We start from the raw sequence: 17,127 nt of genomic DNA, 5'->3' as shown, positions 1-17,127 counted from the left end.
GGGGCAAATATGTCAAATGCACTAGAAATTTCGCAGCTGGTTAAAATATATGAGAATGGCTTTCAAGCATTGAAGGGCATAGATTTAACCGTTAAAGAAGGCGATTTTTTTGCGCTTTTAGGGCCAAACGGAGCGGGGAAATCAACGTCGCTTGGCATCGTCTCTTCATTGGTCAACAAAACCAGCGGTCAAGTTCGAGTATTTGGCAACGACCTAGATACGCAGCGTGAAGCAGTAAAACGGTGCCTAGGTATTGTTCCGCAAGAATTTAACTTTAACCCATTCGAAAAAGTTGAAGACATTATCATTCAGCAAGCAGGCTATTATGGCTTGCCACGCAAGCTTGCAAAGCAACGTACTGAAAAATATCTCAAGCAGTTAGATTTATGGGATAAGCGAGATACTCGCGGCCAAATGCTTTCTGGTGGTATGAAACGTCGATTAATGATTGCCAGGGCTTTAGTTCATGAGCCAAAAATGCTTATCCTTGATGAACCGACAGCGGGTGTAGATATAGAAATTCGCCGTTCAATGTGGATATTCCTTAAAGAATTAAACCGTCAAGGCACCACCATTATTCTAACAACCCACTATCTAGAAGAAGCTGAGAGTTTGTGTCGCAATATCGCCATCATTGGTCAAGGCAGTATTATTGCGAATGGGCCAACAAAAGAGCTGCTTAAAGAAAAGAATAAATCGACATTCATTGCCGATTTGAGTGCGCCTGTTAGCGAATTACCCGATACGCTCAGCGAATTTGAAGCCAATCTAATTGACGACACCAGTCTCGAATTCAGTGTTCAAAGAGGTCACAGTTTGAATTCTATTTTTAACGCCTTGTCCAAGGTGAATATTGAAGTAAACAGTATCCGACCAAAAACCAATAGACTCGAAGAATTGTTTATAGATTTAACCGGTACCCAAAACGCACAGGAGGCATTAGCATGAGTCATCCATATTGGGTCGCATTTTGGTCTATTGTGTATAAAGAAGTTCGACGTTTTTTGCGCATATGGCCCCAAACACTTTTGCCCCCGGCCATAACGATGGTCTTGTACTTCGTCATATTTGGTAATCTGATCGGCTCACGAATTGGTGAGATGGATGGCTTTGATTATATGCAGTTTATCGTGCCTGGGCTCATTATGATGTCTGTCATTACTAACGCCTACGGCAACGTCAGTTCGAGCTTTTTTTCTAACAAATTCGCCCGTTCGATAGAAGAATTATTGGTTGCACCGGTACCAAACTGGATTATCTTATCCGGTTTTGTCATTGGCGGAGTGGCAAGAGGCATCGCCTGTGGCCTAATTGTAATGGCCTTATCTCTATGGTTTACCGAGCTGCATATTCACAATATTTGGGTAACCGTTTCGGTTATTTTACTCACGGCTATCGTGTTTGCGACAGCGGGGCTCATCAATGCTATTTTCGCGACTAAGTTTGATGATGTCACCATTGTTCCCACTTTCATCTTAACGCCACTAACCTACCTAGGTGGTGTGTTTTATTCGGTTTCACTATTGCCCGAGTTTTGGCAGTGGGTCAGTAAGTTAAACCCGGTACTCTATATGGTGAATACATTCCGCTATGGCATAATTGGCATTACCGATATACCAGTCGGCTCTGCTTATGCAATGCTATTGCTATTTGTAGTGGTATTAGGTAGCTGGGCGCTGCACTTGCTAAACGTAGCGAAAGGTCTACGGTCATAAACGACTGATAAAATTTAAGGGCAGTTATGGCGACTCCAGAACAATCACCATTAGGTAAAACAAGTTCATACATTGATGAGTATGATGCTAGCTTACTATTCCCTATATCAAGGCTTGAGAAACGATTAGAGCTAGGTATAGACGGTCAACTACCATTTCAAGGCGTAGATATTTGGAACGCCTACGAACTCTCTTGGCTAAATAGCAAGGGTAAGCCCGTTGTAGCCTTAGCTGAGTTTTTTATACCGGTGGGTTCACCCAATTTGGTTGAATCTAAATCTTTTAAGCTATATTTAAATAGTTTTAATCAAACGAAATTTGACTCACTGCAAGCGGTACAGAATCGACTTGAAGCTGACCTTACTGCAGCCGCAGGGTCTGATGTTCATGTAACAGTAGTCTACTTGCATCAAGCAGGAAGCTCTGCAGATATAGGAGCTTTCGATGCCGTCTGTATTGATGAACTCGATGTCGATATCGAGCACTACAGCACACAGCCAAATATGCTCAAAGCTAGCGCAGATCAAATTGTTAGCGAAAAATTAGTATCGCATCTATTGAAATCAAACTGCTTAGTCACCGGCCAACCTGACTGGGGCAGTGTGATTATTGAATACACCGGAGCAAAAATAGACCATGAAGCGTTACTTAAATATTTAATTTCATTTAGACAGCACAACGAGTTTCACGAACAATGTGTCGAGAGAATATTTACCGATTTAATGGGACATTGCCACTGTGAAACGCTTACGGTTTACGCACGCTACACAAGACGGGGAGGCTTAGATATTAACCCGTTCCGTACTAATGTTGATGGCGCGCAGCCTGAGAATGTACGGTTAGTGAGGCAGTAAAGAAAGTTTTAAGTTTATAGTTGCAAGCTGCAAGTAGGTTCAAGAGATGGTTTTGGGCTTCGGGCTGCGGGTAAAATCTAAAGCGAAGTAAATAGATAAGCTCAAGTAGGAGCGCTCGTAGCAAAGCGAAGACGCGAAAAGCAGATTAAAAAACCTAGACCAAACTCAAAACTAAGCGCGGGTGGTTGATTGTCTTTGACCGGAATTCTGAGCCATGGATGGCGAAGTATAGCGTCGCATGGATGCGCCCGAGCGGCCGGTCAAAGACAATCAACCACCTGCGCGAACCCTCACCACTCCAAGCCAACAAACCAAAAACCCTAAGGCATATTCCGACCAACAACCGATTGCTTGATTTTATCGAGTGCTTCGATTATTCGATCTTTATCGTAATTTTTAATTTTGTCTAAATCTAAAGCCATTGAGAACCCTTCGAGTTCGAGTTCGGTAAATGTGCGTCGGCCACCTAGGTCGCGTCGGAAGTCAATGACTTGATATACCGGTACAGGGCGTGAAAAGCCTTTAGCATTTATTTGGCCTTTCTCTTTACAAAGAATTCGATCTTGTACCAGGGAATAGGTTTCATATGAAATTAAAATTTCGCCAGGTTCTGAAGCCGATTCTAAGCGAGATGCTAAGTTAACTTCCTTGCCTAGTAAGGTGTAATCCATTCGAGTTTCGGCACCAAAGTTACCTACCGTACAATAGCCGGTGTTTATACCCATGCGAATTTCAAGCGGGTGCTTAATGCCTTGGGCTTTCCAACGCTGACGCAACACTTTCATGTGGCGGCGCATTTCTATGGCCATTGAAACGCAGGCTTCGGCGTCTTTTTTAACGCCTTTAGTTTCTGGATCGCCAAAAAAGACCATAATGGCATCACCAATAAACTTATCTAAGGTGCCGCCGTGTTTCATGACAATGCGGCTCATTTCAGTTAGGTAAGTATTAATCAATTCTGTTAAGGCTTCAGACTCCATCTGCTCGGAAAGCTCACTAAAGCCCTTAATATCACTAAAGAAGATAACCAAGCGTTTACGAGTGGTTTCTAGTTTTACGTCGCGCTTGCCACTGAAAACACTTTCCCAAACTTGCGGTGACAAATATTTAGACAATTTGCGAGAGATGGTTCGGTATTTTTCGTTTTGTTTATAAGACTCTAAACGAGCTGCTTTTAATCTACGTGCCGATTGGTTGGTATAAAAAGCCGTTACGGCCACATATAAACCCGTGCCGAAAGCTGCAATCAGCATCATGGTGACGCTCGCCTCATTGAATACAAAATCAGGTTGGGTTGAGTAAGCAGCAATCGCGCCGCCAAATAAGAAAATCATACAAAGCATGTAGGCGACTGCTCGCCCTAGGGCAATAAAGCTGGCATTGGCCATGATAAGGATGAAAATAGTAGGCTCTAAAGGCAGGCCCATCACGGTCAAAATGGCGCCGATAAAAAATGCGTCAAATAAAATAAGGGTATAACCAATTTGCTTGGGGTATTTACGACGAAGCGGTAAGCTCAAAAAGCGTATAAAAGTGGGATACAGTAGGCAAAATGCAACAACCAATGAAAATAGGACGGTCATTGATCCAAAAGCAATGCTACTTACAATGGTGCCAGCTAAGGTTAAATAAATTATTGAGCGGGAATTAAACTCGGCCGATATAGGTAATACCGTAAAATCGTCAAATATTTCAAGTTCTTGGGTTGCAATATGAGTCTTGGAAATATTTTTAGCTTTCTGTTGTACTGGCTTTTGTTTATTTGGCGTTTTTATCTGCCGTGTCATGGCGTGCGCTCACTTCAATAAGTCTAATTTATTATTTGTGTTTTATATATGATAGCGGATTAAACTGATTAATGTATGATAAAAACCAAACTAAATCATTGGTTTAACTATGACTATTCATAAAAGCCCTGAGTTTCTTAAGGGCCTGCAAACTAGGGTTTCACACGCTATTTTAACGGACCCTGCTCCAACTAAAGAAGAGTTAGAACAGTGTTATTATGCTGCATTTCGTGCGCCAGATCACGCTTATTTGCGACCTTGGCGCTTTATCGAGGTGCGTGGTGATCAACGCATCGTGCTAGGCGAGGCTATGGCGGCGGCGATGCAAGCGGATGACCCTGATGTTGCCGAAGCGGCTTTGGCGAAGGCTAAAAAGGGGCCTTTACGTGCACCTTTGGTTATTATCGTTTATGCCCATATTCAAGAGCATGCGAAAGTACCTGCTTGGGAGCAAGTCGTAGCGACGGGCTGTGCAGCACATAACTTAGTCTCTGCTGCCTATGCACAGGGTTTGGGTGCTATGTGGCGCTCTGGGCACGTTACCGAATCTAATAGTCTGTTGGCCGCTCTTGGCTTGCGGGAAACCGATAAAGTGGTAGGCTTTCTATATCTCGGCACGCCTGCGAATGACGATAAGCCAATTCAAGCCTTGGCCATTGATGATTTTGTGAGTGAATTTAATCCCAAATAGTGGGTAACTCGTTGTTTTTAAAAATAAAACTTGCGTGTCATGATATTTTTGGTTAAAGTTCGCTCCCGTTTTCGAGGTGACTTGTTTGTTTCGAAAACGAGGTGAGTAGAGCTTATGTCATTAAGCCAAAACTTACCCTTAGGTGAGTTGTCCGAGTGGCTGAAGGAGCACGCCTGGAAAGCGTGTATACGAGAAATCGTATCGAGAGTTCGAATCTCTCACTCACCGCCAGTTAAAAGTCGGAGCATAGCGCAGTTTGGTAGCGCATCTGGTTTGGGACCAGAGGGTCGGGGGTTCGAATCCCTCTGCTCCGACCAACTTTCCCCAGTTTTACTTCTTTGTATTTCTTTTTTTAGTTTTAAACCTATTTTTGATTCCTGTTATTCTTGTTTCGTACCGTTTTCCCGCTTTGATGACAAATCAGCTTTGATCGGTCGCTGTTCGCGCATCCCTGCGCCGCTAAGCTTCGGCATCCATGCCTCAGATTCCCGATAAAAGCTAATTTGCCACCAAAACTCAGCTTTTCGGTTTTTTGATGTTTTAGACCAGAAGCTCGCAGCCCGAAGCCAATAACCGGTTTTACTTATTGTAGGAGCCTGCGGAGACGCGAAAAACCAAACCACTACTCAGTGGCAATTTCCGCTTTGGTGACAAATCAGCTTTGATCGGTCGCTGTTCGCGCATCCCTGCGCCGCTAAGCTTCGGCATCCATGCCTCAGATTCCCGATAAAAGCTAATTTGCCACCAAAGCTTAGCTTTTCGGTTTTTTGATGTTTTAGACCAGAAGCTCGCAGCCCGAAGCCAATAACCGTTTATATTTATTGTAGGAGAGTTCGGAGCCTGCGGAGACGCGAAAAATCAAACCACGATTCAGTGGCAGTTCACGCTTTGGTGACAAATGAGCTTTTCTGAGTTGTGCTTTAGACCAGTAGCTCGAAGACTATAATAGTTTTTAGGTTTTATATAGCAAACAGAAGGGGCCTAGTTTAATGTGTTAAATGAAGTACAGCAGCTAAATGTTTTACATAGGCTGAATAGGAGAGCTAGGCCCGTATGAAAAAGAAATTACATCAACAATATCATTTTAGACCTTCTGCCAAAGGGCTGCTGTCATGGGATGTATTGAAGCTGATTGAGTTGTCCAAAGACTTCCCAGTTTTTGAAAAACAAGTAAGTGAAATTGGCGAGCTTAAAGAAAACTACTGGTTTGGTTTTATGCCGGGATTGGAGCCTAAGTGTGAAGATATAATTCAGCACGCAAAACAGATTTACGAGGCAGACCTTAGTTATCCAATTATTTTATGTAACCAAGGCCGAATAATGGATGGAATGCATCGGGTTTGTAAGGCTAAATTGGAAGGCCGCGAAACTCTATTAGCCGTTCAATTTCCTGAGCCGCTGGAACCAGACAATATAGGTAAACAACCTGATGATCTATATTATCCAAAGCGTTAAAAGATGTAGCAATATCGCCGTAAATTCACCGCATTGCGCATTTAGTTTATTTCCCTAGCTTACCCGCACCCTTAATTTCCCTGTGGCTTAACATTAAAAATACGACAGTTAGAGATGTCTTGCTTGCAGGTTAGTAGGAGTAACTCTTTGAACAGCCTCTGAATTTCGTGCCTTTCCTTATAGCTTTGCTCCTTATTTGGCGCATAGCTCCAAGACATGCAGATGGCTTTAGATTGAGCATCGACAATTTGTAATTGCGGCTTGCCATCTTCAAGCCATGCATTGATGTGGTAGCTCATTTTCAATCCTTGGTTTTGTTATTTTCATCACAAATGATAATCATTCTTATTTATGAGTCAAGGTATTTGTGGTGTTTTTATTAACTTAACGATCATGTAAATTGGAAAGGGAGTGTTTTACCACTATATGAGCGGATCTCCGTTAATTTGATTCACTATGAATCTAAAGAAAAGTGAGTTGATTAATAAGTATGATCAAAGGTCATATTTTGAAAAATTAGTGGTACATTTGTCTTTGAAATCAATGATGGTTCAATGGAATAAAGCGTGACAGAAACAGAATTATTAGAAAAAGCATTGCACAGTAGCGCGTCAATTCATCAGCCCCATGCGTTGAAAGCTTTTATAGCTGCTCAGTATTTATCTGTTACGTTACCTGATTGTGATGGTCTTTGGCTGCAGGTCAGTGAATTGATTTCAAAAAGTGAGCTTTCGGTGACAGGCTCTATTTCTGAAATGGTTGAGGCCCCCGAATTTTCAGAAGTTCGCATTTCTCGAATATTGTCTGGCGGTATTTACCCTGCGGCTTACCTAGCGTTAGCGCAATGGTATGAACGCAAAGGCTTTGAAGATATCTTTGCACACTATATTGCAGAGGCTGCTAGCCATAGTGAATACCTTTCGCATAATGTTACTATTTTGCTGGCGTTAAATACTGTTTATCAACAACTAACGGTTGCTCAAACCACGCCATTTTTGAATCGAATGACTGAGTTCTTAACTTCAACATTCGAGCGAAATTCATCAGTAGTTCCAAGCAATCCAGTCAAGGCACCGAGCTTTAGTGAACTATTAGAAGTTTCAATCAAGCAACCCAGCTTTTTCGGGCATAATTTAATTACGTTAGCTTGGTTAATTCGCTGTGAGGCGATGCTTAACTCGGAGCAATTATCCAAAATGTCTTATCACTTATACTTGCAAGCCACATCTCCTTTAGATGACCCAGATGATGCATTAGATATCACAATACTGAATGGAATTGAGTTAATTTCCAGTGAAGATGAGTTCCATAAAAAACTAAGCGCGCTGATATTCGACACTTGTGACAACTTACATCAAGTTACCTTAGCTGACGCGTTGGTTTATCTACAACAGCAGTTTCCAGCAAAGACAGCTAATCTAAGTCTGATAGCCGATTATTACCATCAGTGGCTCAAAAGTTAGGCATTTGTTGTTTTAATGTATGTGGTTATTGTTTCTTTTGGTGGCAAATCAGCCTTGATTGGTCGCTATTAAATAATTGAGGAAAGGAGTTTCGTATTTAGCGCCTTTCGGTTATATACATTGCCGAAAGTTGGCGTTAGATAAATCTAATGTATTGTTTTGATCGATTTGTTGTGCTCTTGAAAATAAACTGCTGTAAAACACTTAGCTGCCATCAAGAATAATTGTTAATTTGCTCAATAGCGGGGGTAACTTTAGTCAAAACTTTCTATACCTGAGTGGAGCTGTTAGCAGTGGATCTAGAAATTTTTTTGGTTTACTTGGCAGTGCTGCTCTAACGTCAATATGACTGGAGTAGAGCGCAATTGACTCAGTTTTTATTGAACTGCATATACGGCGCCGTAAAAATCGAAGGCAGCTTGGTTTGAAAGAAAATAACGAACGTTGATTAAATAATTCAACGCTCGTATTGCTAGGCTTTAGAATGCGGCTTATTGCGGAGGTTGTGGTAAATCATCACCTAGAGCATCAATTAACTCTGCTTCACTGACGCCCAAAGTTTGAGCAGCATTTGAGAAGTTTGGTGGCATACCTAGCGCGTCTTGTAATTCATGTTCTGTAACGCCTAGTTGATCTGCTGCGGCTGAAAAATCTGGCGCGCCACCAGCTCCATTAACGGGTCCGCCTTGGTCGCCTTGATTGCTTGCAACTGTTAAACCTTTAAAACAGGTAAGTACGCTGTTTTTCTCCGCTGTATTTGCATGGTAGTGATAACCATCGGAATGGGTTTCGTGGCCATTACACTCATCTAAATTAGCGGTTTCGGTTGCTTCAGAGGAAAGGGCGCTGTGAATAGGGAATCCATCCATTGCGTAGGCAAAAATCGGCGTTTCACCATCTTCTGCATTGCCGACTTCTGAGCAACCCCGAGCGCCATGAAGATGATAACCATCAAATGGGTTTATGTGTCCGCCACAATCATCAAACGTTGCGATGGTATAAGCACTTAAAATTGTATCCACCGGAGCTGAAGCAGCAATAACCACGCCATTAAGGGTAATACCCCAGTTACCACCAGAAGAGGTGCGGTCGGCAAGTACAGGTTCAACTGGTAGCACAACTGTGGTCGTAACGGGCTCACCATTTGCTAACCACGCCATTCGACCTTCCACGCAATGGTTTTGATAAGCTGGGTCTACATCCGGCCGGGCAGCGGCTTCAAACGCTTCTTCTGTATCGGTGATATAAACATTGCCATCTTCATCGTACATTTTCCAATTCGGGTCGCTATACAGCTCTGCTAATGAAACTATAAAAGCACCGTCGGCGTCATATACGGCTTTACCGTCTAACCATATACCCGCCTCGTCAGCGGTTGTCGTTATTGTCTCTGGGCAAAATGGACCGATGTCATGATTGACGGGGTACCCAGCGATAGTAATTTCATAACAACTTGTTTCAGTTCCATCTGAGAGCGTACAGTCGACAATTGAATGGTCTTCAACAGCACCATCATAAAACAGTCCCAAATCAAAACCGCTACCATGACTGTGAAAGTCACTATGATCTTCTGCTTTAATAGTGTTTGAGCTACATGCGGCGAGCATAAGCGCAGGTAGCAGCGGTATATATAGAATTGGTTTCATTGGTATTCCTTTAGGTAAAGAATAGATGTATCAACTAAGGTATAAAAGGCTCAACTGAACATCCTTTATAGAACATGTCCAGTGACTCAATATAGGTCATATATTTGATCAATAGGAACTAAGATAGTTCAAAATCTTGTAAGAAATGGGCAATTGGTAAATGTAATTAAAAATGTCTAAAGGTGATTGTCATGATTAGTTGCAATGAATACGACTATATTGAAATAGTCTGCATGTTTAAATATCCGATTAAGTTGACCTTGAAAACAGGTGAGACCATCGAGTGTACTGCGCTTGATACAGCTCGCAATGATTCTCGTGAGGAGTGCATTAAGGTAGAGCAGTCGAACACGGAAATTTTGGTCGTTTTAAGTAGCATTTCAAAGTTGGAAGTCTGTGTTGAAAACCCTCATTTTACTGAGGTTTCTTTTGACTAGCCTAAAATCGGTACATGCTAGAATGCCTCATGCCATTTAAAAGCCCGCAGGACTAAAATGAAAAAAGTTAGAGTGCTAGAACCAAACGACTCATTGGCTTACCGCAAGCTTAGGCTTGAGGCATTGCAAACAAATCCAGAATACTTTGGTTCAAGCTACGATCAGCAGAAAAGATTAGATAAGCTATACTTTGAGAGCCTTATTGAGCAACGTTCTGCAAAAGGTACAATGCTTGGTGCATATATCGAAGGTAAGTTAGTAGGGATGTGCGGGATTGCATATGAAACTCAACTCATTCCAAGTGCGGCGGAAATTATTCAAATGTATGTAACGCCTGAGTTTCAAGGTTTGGGGCTTGGTCGGCTATTAATTCTGGAAGCCGAGAGATTCAGTAAAAGCGACGGTGTTAGATTTTTAGTCCTTGAGGTGTTTAAGCATAATCGGAAAGCAGTTTCTTTATATGAGACCGCTGGTTTTCAAATTGATAGCACTCTGGCTAGCAATGGAGACAGTCATTTTATGACCTTATCTATTGCTTAGATTTGGCGTTTAATTAAGGGGGGATGATATGGCTGGTGGTTGGGCACGTGATGGTGCGGTTCAAGATCAGATTGATGCCACTATTGAAGATGCGGTCCATGAGGCCAGAAGTAAACTTCATTCTGGCGATAGGCTGAAAACTGCTTAGAATGTGATGCTGTTATTCCTAAGTCTCATCGTACGGCTATTCTGGACGTAGAGTTATGTGTTAACTGTCAATCGAATTTCGAAGCTGAAGTGTTGCCACTGGTGGTATAAATCGGCGTGGAAACAAAGACAGCCAAATTCGCTAACGTGTCTATTTAGAGGTATTGCTTTGTGATTGATCTATTATTGGTTGTCTTGGCGGCTGGTGGTATTTGGTTAATTCATCAATGAGCGGTCAATCATTATAAGAATGGTAAATCCTGTACTGCTGAAAATGCGAAAGCCCATTTAAAAGAAGTCGGCATTCACGAATATCTATTAAACAAAACAGGCTCAAGTGGGTCTACTAAGCAAATCTATATAGTCTTACTTCTCTCTGTGTTCTTGTGTCTGCTTTCGCTCCTTTTCCGTCTTATTTCTAGCGTTATCTAGGTAATCCGCTTGGGCTAATTGCCCAAAACTCTAAACAATAATCTGCTCTAAATTCCAAATCGTTAACAATATATTTGAGTTTTGCCAAAATTTGGCGTATTTTGGCTCCGATATTTCTAGATTGTTAACAATATGATCGAATTAACCAGTGTTGATAAAATATACAGCCACTTACTAGAAGCCATTGTTAAGGGCGATATAGCGCCGAGTGCGCGTCTTCGTGAAACTGAGCTTGCCGTAGAGTTAGGGGTAGGTCGAGGGCCACTGCGAGAGGCTATTCATAAGCTTGAAGCGCGTAAAATGGTGACCAAAGTGCCGAATGTCGGTGCACAAGTTATTGCTTTTGATGAGCGTGAGTTGGTGGAAATTTATCAGCTGCGCGAAAACTTAGAGGCTTTAGCTTGTGAGCTTGCCGCGCAGAATATGAGTGACACTAAGCTAGCAGAACTCGCAGCGATACTGGTTCGGCATGAGGCGTACTTAGCCAGCAATGATGGCCAAACCTACATCGACCAAGACCCTGATTTAGATTTTCATTTTTTTATTATTCAGTGTTCAGAAAACCAGTGGCTGATTCGTTTGCTATGCGATGAACTTTATCACCGCGTTCGCATGTATCGTTATCAATCGGCACACCAACGCAGCCGACCGGCGAAAGCGTTAGAAGAGCACCAAGGTATTTTTCAGGCTTTATCAAATAGAGACGGTGAGTTAGCGGCTTTATTGATGAAGCGGCACATCCAAGCGGCAAAGCGTTTACTGCTTTCGTCGAACAATACAGTGAACTAAGAGGAATTCTCATGAGCGCAGGATTAAAATTTCGTCAGGCACTAGCTGCCCATAAGCCCTTACCAATTGTTGGTGCGGTCAATGCCTATTCAGCGATGCTGGCCGAGCGTGCAGGGCATCATGCTATTTATTTATCGGGCGGCGGTGTTGCGAATGCGTCATTTGGCTTACCCGATTTAGGTGTGACGTCGTTAAACGATGTTACAGAAGACGCACGTCGAATAACAGCTGCTTGTGATTTACCGTTATTAGTAGATATCGATACGGGCTGGGGTGGTGCGTTTAATATTGCGCGTACTATTCAAGAGATGGAGCGTGCGGGTGTTGCTGCCGTTCACATTGAAGACCAAGTTGCTCAAAAGCGATGCGGTCATCGCCCGAATAAAGAAATTGTCAGTAAAGAAGAGATGGTCGATCGAATTAAAGCCTGTGTAGATGCGCGTGTTGATGAAAACTTTTTCATCATGGCACGCACTGATGCGTTTGCACAAGAAGGTCTCGAAGCCGCGCTTGAACGCGCAACGGCCTGTGTCGAAGCCGGTGCCGATGGCATATTCGCAGAGGCTGTGCACACCTTAGAAGACTACAAAGCATTTACCGATGCATTGAACGTTCCGGTTTTAGCAAACATTACCGAATTTGGTCAAACACCACTTTATAACCAAAAAGAATTGGATGAAGTCGGTTGCGCGATGGTGCTTTATCCATTAAGTGCATTCAGAGCGATGAGTTTAGCGGCGTTGAATGTCTATGAAAGCATCCATAAAAATGGCGATCAAAAAGCAGTGGTTGATAGCATGCAAACACGTATGGATTTATATGATGTTTTGAACTATCACCAGTTCGAAGAAAAGTTAGATGCGTTGTTTACTAAAAAGTAATTACTTGAACTAGCTTTAAAGTTGGTCTCAGTAACATCTGTGCTGAGATGCTGTAAAAGTAGGACGTTCATTGGCATGGATGCCAATGACGAGCCTCCATGGAAGGTTTTACGGCGTTCCTAATTTTACAGTATCTCGGCATAGTCGCACATTTAGCGTGAATTTTTATTGTCCTAAAACAAAAATAAATGGAGAGCAAGATGGTACAAAAATCTACTTCAACCGCTGGCCTGCGTGGTCAGGTCGCTGGTGAAACAGCTCTATGCACTGTTGGTGTTACCGGCAGTGGTTTAACCTATTGTGGTTATGATGTATCTGACCTAGCGGCTAACGCTACCTTTGAAGAGGTGGCTTATTTACTGCAATTTGGTCAATTGCCTAGCCAAGATGAACTAGATCGCTTTCATCAAGCTTTAAAAGCGCAGCGAGCATTACCACAAGCTTTATGTGAGATATTGGAGCGCATTCCTAAGTCTGCACACCCGATGGATGTTATGCGCACGGGTTGCTCTGCCCTAGGTGTATTGCAGCAAGAAAATGATTTTTCTGAACAGGACGACCACATTATTAATATGTTGGCAAAATTTCCTGCCATCATGACTTATTGGTATCACTTTCATTTTAATGGTAAAAAAATTGAAACTGGCTCCAATGCAGATTCAATAGCTGAGCATTTTTTAGAGCTGCTCACCCAGTCATCACCGAGTGAGTTACATGTTCAAGCGCTACAGGCGTCTTTGATTCTATACGCTGAGCACGAGTTTAATGCCTCTACTTTTGCTGCGCGGGTTGCTGCAAGTACCTTAACTGATATCTACAGTGCGGTAACGGCTGCGATTGGCACTTTACGTGGGCCATTGCATGGTGGTGCAAATGAAGCGGCAATGGCGCTGATCAGTTCGTTTAATGACCCTGCGGATGCAGAGCAGGGTTTAATGGCGATGCTTTCGGCAAAGGATAAGATTATGGGCTTTGGCCATGCCGTTTATCGTACCAGTGATCCACGTAGTATTGTTATTAAGGAATGGGCTAAACGTATCGGTGAAGAAGTTGGCAATATGAACTTGTATAATATTTCCGAGCAATGTGAAAAAGTTATGTGGCGGGAAAAAGAACTGTTCCCGAACGCCGATTTTTATCATGCCTCGACATATCATCACATGGGCATTCCAACCGATTTATTCACGCCTATCTTTGTTATGTCACGTGTTTCAGGTTGGGCTGCACACATTAAAGAGCAACGTGCGAATAACCGAATTATTCGGCCAAGTGCTGATTATATTGGTGAAGAGCCGCGGGTATATACGCCAATAACGGATCGATAACTTTTTCTCACCCAAATGCGGTGGGTTGTTACGGATTGACCAAAAGGTTTATTTTAAGAAGTCGTTCGAGCACATCCATGTGACACTCTACAGCGAGATCCTTCTCGCTGAGGCTTATTAAAATAAACCTTTTAGTCCATCCTCATTCCGTGACGAGTTTAGAATTGACGCTCCAAGATGGGCACTCACTTGAAAATATGGATACGCTATGAATACGAATTATAGAAAACAATTACCGGGTTCGGCGATAGATTTTTTTGATACGCGCCAAGCGATCAATGATATTAAACCAGGTGCATACGATACGCTGCCTTATACCTCTAAGTTACTGGCAGAAAACCTAGTTCGTCGTTGTCAGCCAGAAATTCTTAACGATTGTTTAACGCAGATTATTGAAGCTAAACAAGATCTTGATTTTCCTTGGTACCCTGCGCGTGTGGTTTGCCATGATATTTTGGGCCAAACAGCATTGGTAGATTTGGCCGGGCTGCGTGATGCAATTGCCGAGCGAGGTGGAGATCCTGCTTTAGTTAACCCCGTAGTGCCTACGCAATTGATTGTCGATCATTCATTGGCCGTTGAACATGCGGGTTTTGATAAAGGCGCTTTTGAAAAAAATCGTAACATTGAAGATCGCCGCAATGAAGACCGTTTCCACTTTATTAATTGGACCAAAAAAGCTTTTAAAAATGTCGATGTTATCCAGCCTGGCAACGGCATTATGCATCAAATTAATTTAGAAAAAATGTCGCCAGTTATTCATAACTTAGACGGCGTTGCGTTCCCTGATACGTTAGTGGGTACTGACAGTCACACGCCACACGTTGATGCCTTAGGCGTTATTGCTATAGGTGTGGGTGGTTTAGAAGCTGAGAACGTTATGCTAGGCCGACCCTCTTATATGCGACTACCCGATATCATTGGTGTTGAGCTAACGGGCAAGCGTCAGCCTGGTATCACGGCAACCGATATTGTTTTGGCCATCACAGAGTTTTTACGTAATGAAAAAGTGGTCTCGGCTTATCTAGAATTTTTTGGTGAGGGTGCTGCGAACTTAACCATTGGTGACCGTGCAACTATTTCAAATATGACACCTGAATACGGTGCTAGTGCCGGTATTTTTTATATCGATCAACAAACCATTGATTACTTAACCATAACAGGCCGTGAACCTGAGCAAATCGCTTTGGTTGAAAATTATGCTAAACACACTGGCTTATGGGCCGATGGCATGACAAAGGCCAAGTATCAGCGTGTTTTGAACTTTGATCTTTCGAGTGTAGGTCGCAACATCGCCGGGCCTTCTAACCCGCATCGCCGAGTATCAACCAGTGACTTAGCGAAAGAGGGTATCTCACGCGCAGTTCCCGCTCATGGTGACAAGATGCCAGATGGTGCCGTTATTATCGCGGCCATTACCAGTTGCACAAACACCAGTAACCCTCGTAACGTTGTTGCGGCCGCCTTGTTGGCGCGAAATGCAAACAAGTTAGGCCTTGCTCGCAAACCTTGGGTAAAAACTTCCTTTGCGCCGGGTTCAAAAGTTGCTGAATTGTATTTAAACGATGCAAATCTTCTATCGGAATTGGAGCAACTTGGTTTTGGCATTGTCGGTTTTGCGTGCACAACCTGTAATGGCATGAGTGGCGCGCTAGACCCCGTTATTCAGCAAGAAATAATCGATCAAGATTTATACGCAACGGCGATTTTATCGGGTAATCGAAATTTCGATGGTCGTATTCATCCTTATGCCAAACAAGCTTTCTTAGCATCGCCACCCTTGGTGGTTGCTTATGCAATTGCAGGTACGATTCGTTTCGATATTGAAAAAGATATTCTCGGACTTGATTCTTCAGGAAATGAAATTCGCTTAAAAGATATTTGGCCAAGCGATGAAGAGATTGATGAAATTGTAAATGCTCACGTTAAACCAGAGCAGTTCCAAGAAGTTTATATCCCCATGTTTGATGCTACACCTGCAGTAAATGAAAGTATTAACCCGCTATACGATTGGCGACCACAATCAACTTATATTCGTCGGCCGCCTTATTGGGAAGGTGCCTTAGCCGGTGAGCGTAGCTTAACGGCAATGCGTCCTTTGGCGGTGCTAGGTGACAATATAACTACCGATCATTTATCACCTTCGAATGCCATTATGATGAACAGTGCAGCCGGTGAATACTTACATAAGATGGGCTTGCCTGAAGAAGATTTTAACTCTTACGCGACCCATCGAGGCGATCATTTAACTGCTCAGCGTGCCACCTTTGCAAACCCTAAGCTGCTAAATGAAATGGTGCTGGAGCAGGGAAAAGTTAAGCAAGGTTCACTCGCGCGTGTCGAGCCAGAAGGCGAAGTGATGCGCATGTGGGAAGCAATCGAAACTTACATGAAACGCAAGCAGCCACTAATTATTGTTGCTGGTGCCGATTACGGCCAAGGCTCATCACGTGACTGGGCAGCCAAGGGTGTGCGTTTGGCCGGTGTTGAAGCCATTGTCGCCGAAGGATTTGAGCGTATTCACCGAACTAACCTAGTGGGTATGGGTGTGATGCCGCTAGAATTTCAACCAGGTGAAAGTCGTTTAACTTATGCAATCGATGGCACGGAAACTTTTGATGTTGTTGGTAAAGCAGCGCCGCGTACGCAGCTAACATTAGTCATTCACCGAAAAAATGGTGAGTCGGTTGAAGTACCCGTGACGTGCCGATTAGATACTAAAGATGAGGTTTTGGTTTATCAAGCCGGTGGCGTCTTGCAGCGTTTCGCCGAAGATTTTCTAGAATCTAATCTAGCTTAATTTACAGCGGCTCCTGCGCTGAGGTACTGTAAAACTAGGACCGCCGTGAACCCATCCATGGGAGCTCGTCATTGGCATCCATGCCAATGAACGCCCTAGTTTTACAGCACCACAGCACAGTCTTAGAATTTTTGTGAATTTATAACAGAACCAAGTCAGCTTATT

General features: G+C 43.1%; 15 protein-coding genes, 2 tRNA genes and 1 pseudogene. 15 read left to right on the top strand and 3 right to left on the bottom strand.

The window, feature by feature from the left end:
- The first annotated feature begins 9 nt into the window (after nt 1-9).
- Genes ACI882_RS06565 through queF form a run of 3 tightly spaced genes read left to right on the top strand, consistent with a single transcriptional unit; the run spans nt 10 to nt 2,569 of the window.
- Entirely contained in the window at nt 10-948 is a 939-nt protein-coding gene (locus ACI882_RS06565; RefSeq protein WP_411745536.1) for an ABC transporter ATP-binding protein, read from the top strand.
- Nucleotides 945-1,715, top strand: coding sequence for an ABC transporter permease (locus tag ACI882_RS06560; RefSeq protein ID WP_411745535.1), 771 nt, complete (start codon nt 945-947; stop codon nt 1,713-1,715). Before ACI882_RS06565 ends, ACI882_RS06560 begins: the two co-directional genes overlap by 4 nt.
- A gap of 26 nt (nt 1,716-1,741) precedes the next feature.
- Nucleotides 1,742-2,569, top strand: coding sequence for an NADPH-dependent 7-cyano-7-deazaguanine reductase QueF (gene queF, locus ACI882_RS06555; protein WP_411745534.1), 828 nt, complete (start codon nt 1,742-1,744; stop codon nt 2,567-2,569).
- A gap of 320 nt (nt 2,570-2,889) precedes the next feature.
- On the opposite strand, the gene ACI882_RS06550 is transcribed toward queF, so the two are convergent.
- Nucleotides 2,890-4,356: an adenylate/guanylate cyclase domain-containing protein gene (locus ACI882_RS06550; RefSeq protein ID WP_411746730.1), complete on the bottom strand. Its 1,467-nt coding sequence runs from the start codon at nt 4,354-4,356 to the stop codon at nt 2,890-2,892.
- 109 nt (nt 4,357-4,465) lie between these two features.
- On the opposite strand from ACI882_RS06550, the gene ACI882_RS06545 reads away from it, so the two are divergent.
- From ACI882_RS06545 to ACI882_RS06530, 4 genes are all read left to right on the top strand, one after another.
- On the top strand, nt 4,466-5,047 hold the full coding sequence (locus ACI882_RS06545; protein WP_411746731.1) for a nitroreductase family protein: 582 nt from the start codon (nt 4,466-4,468) through the stop codon (nt 5,045-5,047).
- Between the two features lie 141 nt (nt 5,048-5,188).
- Nucleotides 5,189-5,278, top strand: a tRNA-Ser gene (locus tag ACI882_RS06540).
- A 9-nt stretch (nt 5,279-5,287) separates the two neighbouring features.
- A tRNA-Pro gene (locus ACI882_RS06535) sits at nt 5,288-5,364 on the top strand.
- 736 nt (nt 5,365-6,100) lie between these two features.
- Nucleotides 6,101-6,502 (top strand): hypothetical protein, encoded by a 402-nt coding sequence (locus tag ACI882_RS06530; protein WP_411746732.1) that lies wholly within the window; start codon nt 6,101-6,103, stop codon nt 6,500-6,502.
- Nucleotides 6,503-6,573: 71 nt separating this feature from the next.
- On the opposite strand, the gene ACI882_RS06525 is transcribed toward ACI882_RS06530, so the two are convergent.
- Complete coding sequence (locus ACI882_RS06525) at nt 6,574-6,801, bottom strand: hypothetical protein (protein WP_411746733.1); 228 nt, start codon at nt 6,799-6,801, stop codon at nt 6,574-6,576.
- A gap of 267 nt (nt 6,802-7,068) precedes the next feature.
- Here ACI882_RS06525 and ACI882_RS06520 point away from each other — a divergent pair, with 267 nt between their 5' ends.
- Nucleotides 7,069-7,965, top strand: a complete 897-nt coding sequence (locus ACI882_RS06520) for a hypothetical protein (protein WP_411744248.1) — start codon at nt 7,069-7,071, stop codon at nt 7,963-7,965.
- A gap of 491 nt (nt 7,966-8,456) precedes the next feature.
- Here ACI882_RS06520 and ACI882_RS06515 read toward each other — a convergent pair whose 3' ends face one another.
- A complete protein-coding gene (locus tag ACI882_RS06515) occupies nt 8,457-9,611 on the bottom strand; it encodes a YHYH protein (protein ID WP_411744249.1) in 1,155 nt (384 codons plus the stop codon).
- Nucleotides 9,612-9,802: 191 nt separating this feature from the next.
- On the opposite strand from ACI882_RS06515, the gene ACI882_RS06510 reads away from it, so the two are divergent.
- The 7 genes and pseudogenes from ACI882_RS06510 (at nt 9,803) to acnD (ending at nt 16,962) form a co-directional block, all read left to right on the top strand.
- Nucleotides 9,803-10,048: a Rho-binding antiterminator gene (locus tag ACI882_RS06510; RefSeq protein ID WP_411744250.1), complete on the top strand. Its 246-nt coding sequence runs from the start codon at nt 9,803-9,805 to the stop codon at nt 10,046-10,048.
- A 57-nt stretch (nt 10,049-10,105) separates the two neighbouring features.
- Nucleotides 10,106-10,588 carry a GNAT family N-acetyltransferase gene (locus ACI882_RS06505; protein WP_411744251.1) on the top strand — a complete coding sequence of 161 codons (483 nt, stop codon included), beginning with the start codon at nt 10,106-10,108 and terminating at the stop codon, nt 10,586-10,588.
- 28 nt (nt 10,589-10,616) lie between these two features.
- Nucleotides 10,617-10,881, top strand: a pseudogene (locus ACI882_RS06500) (DksA/TraR family C4-type zinc finger protein).
- 418 nt (nt 10,882-11,299) lie between these two features.
- Nucleotides 11,300-11,956 carry a GntR family transcriptional regulator gene (locus ACI882_RS06495; protein ID WP_411744252.1) on the top strand — a complete coding sequence of 219 codons (657 nt, stop codon included), beginning with the start codon at nt 11,300-11,302 and terminating at the stop codon, nt 11,954-11,956.
- A gap of 11 nt (nt 11,957-11,967) precedes the next feature.
- Nucleotides 11,968-12,837 carry a methylisocitrate lyase gene (gene prpB / locus ACI882_RS06490; RefSeq protein ID WP_411744253.1) on the top strand — a complete coding sequence of 290 codons (870 nt, stop codon included), beginning with the start codon at nt 11,968-11,970 and terminating at the stop codon, nt 12,835-12,837.
- 200 nt (nt 12,838-13,037) lie between these two features.
- Nucleotides 13,038-14,162 carry a 2-methylcitrate synthase gene (gene prpC, locus ACI882_RS06485; RefSeq protein ID WP_411744254.1) on the top strand — a complete coding sequence of 375 codons (1,125 nt, stop codon included), beginning with the start codon at nt 13,038-13,040 and terminating at the stop codon, nt 14,160-14,162.
- A 208-nt stretch (nt 14,163-14,370) separates the two neighbouring features.
- Entirely contained in the window at nt 14,371-16,962 is a 2,592-nt protein-coding gene (acnD, locus tag ACI882_RS06480; RefSeq protein WP_411744255.1) for a Fe/S-dependent 2-methylisocitrate dehydratase AcnD, read from the top strand.
- Nucleotides 16,963-17,127 lie beyond the last annotated feature (165 nt).

The sequence above is a fragment of the Reinekea sp. genome (assembly GCF_046710285.1).
In the GTDB taxonomy this organism is placed as follows: Bacteria; Pseudomonadota; Gammaproteobacteria; order Pseudomonadales; family Natronospirillaceae; genus Reinekea.
The sequence above is the reverse complement of the archived record's forward strand: the minus strand, read 5'-3'. Positions and strand labels throughout refer to the sequence as shown.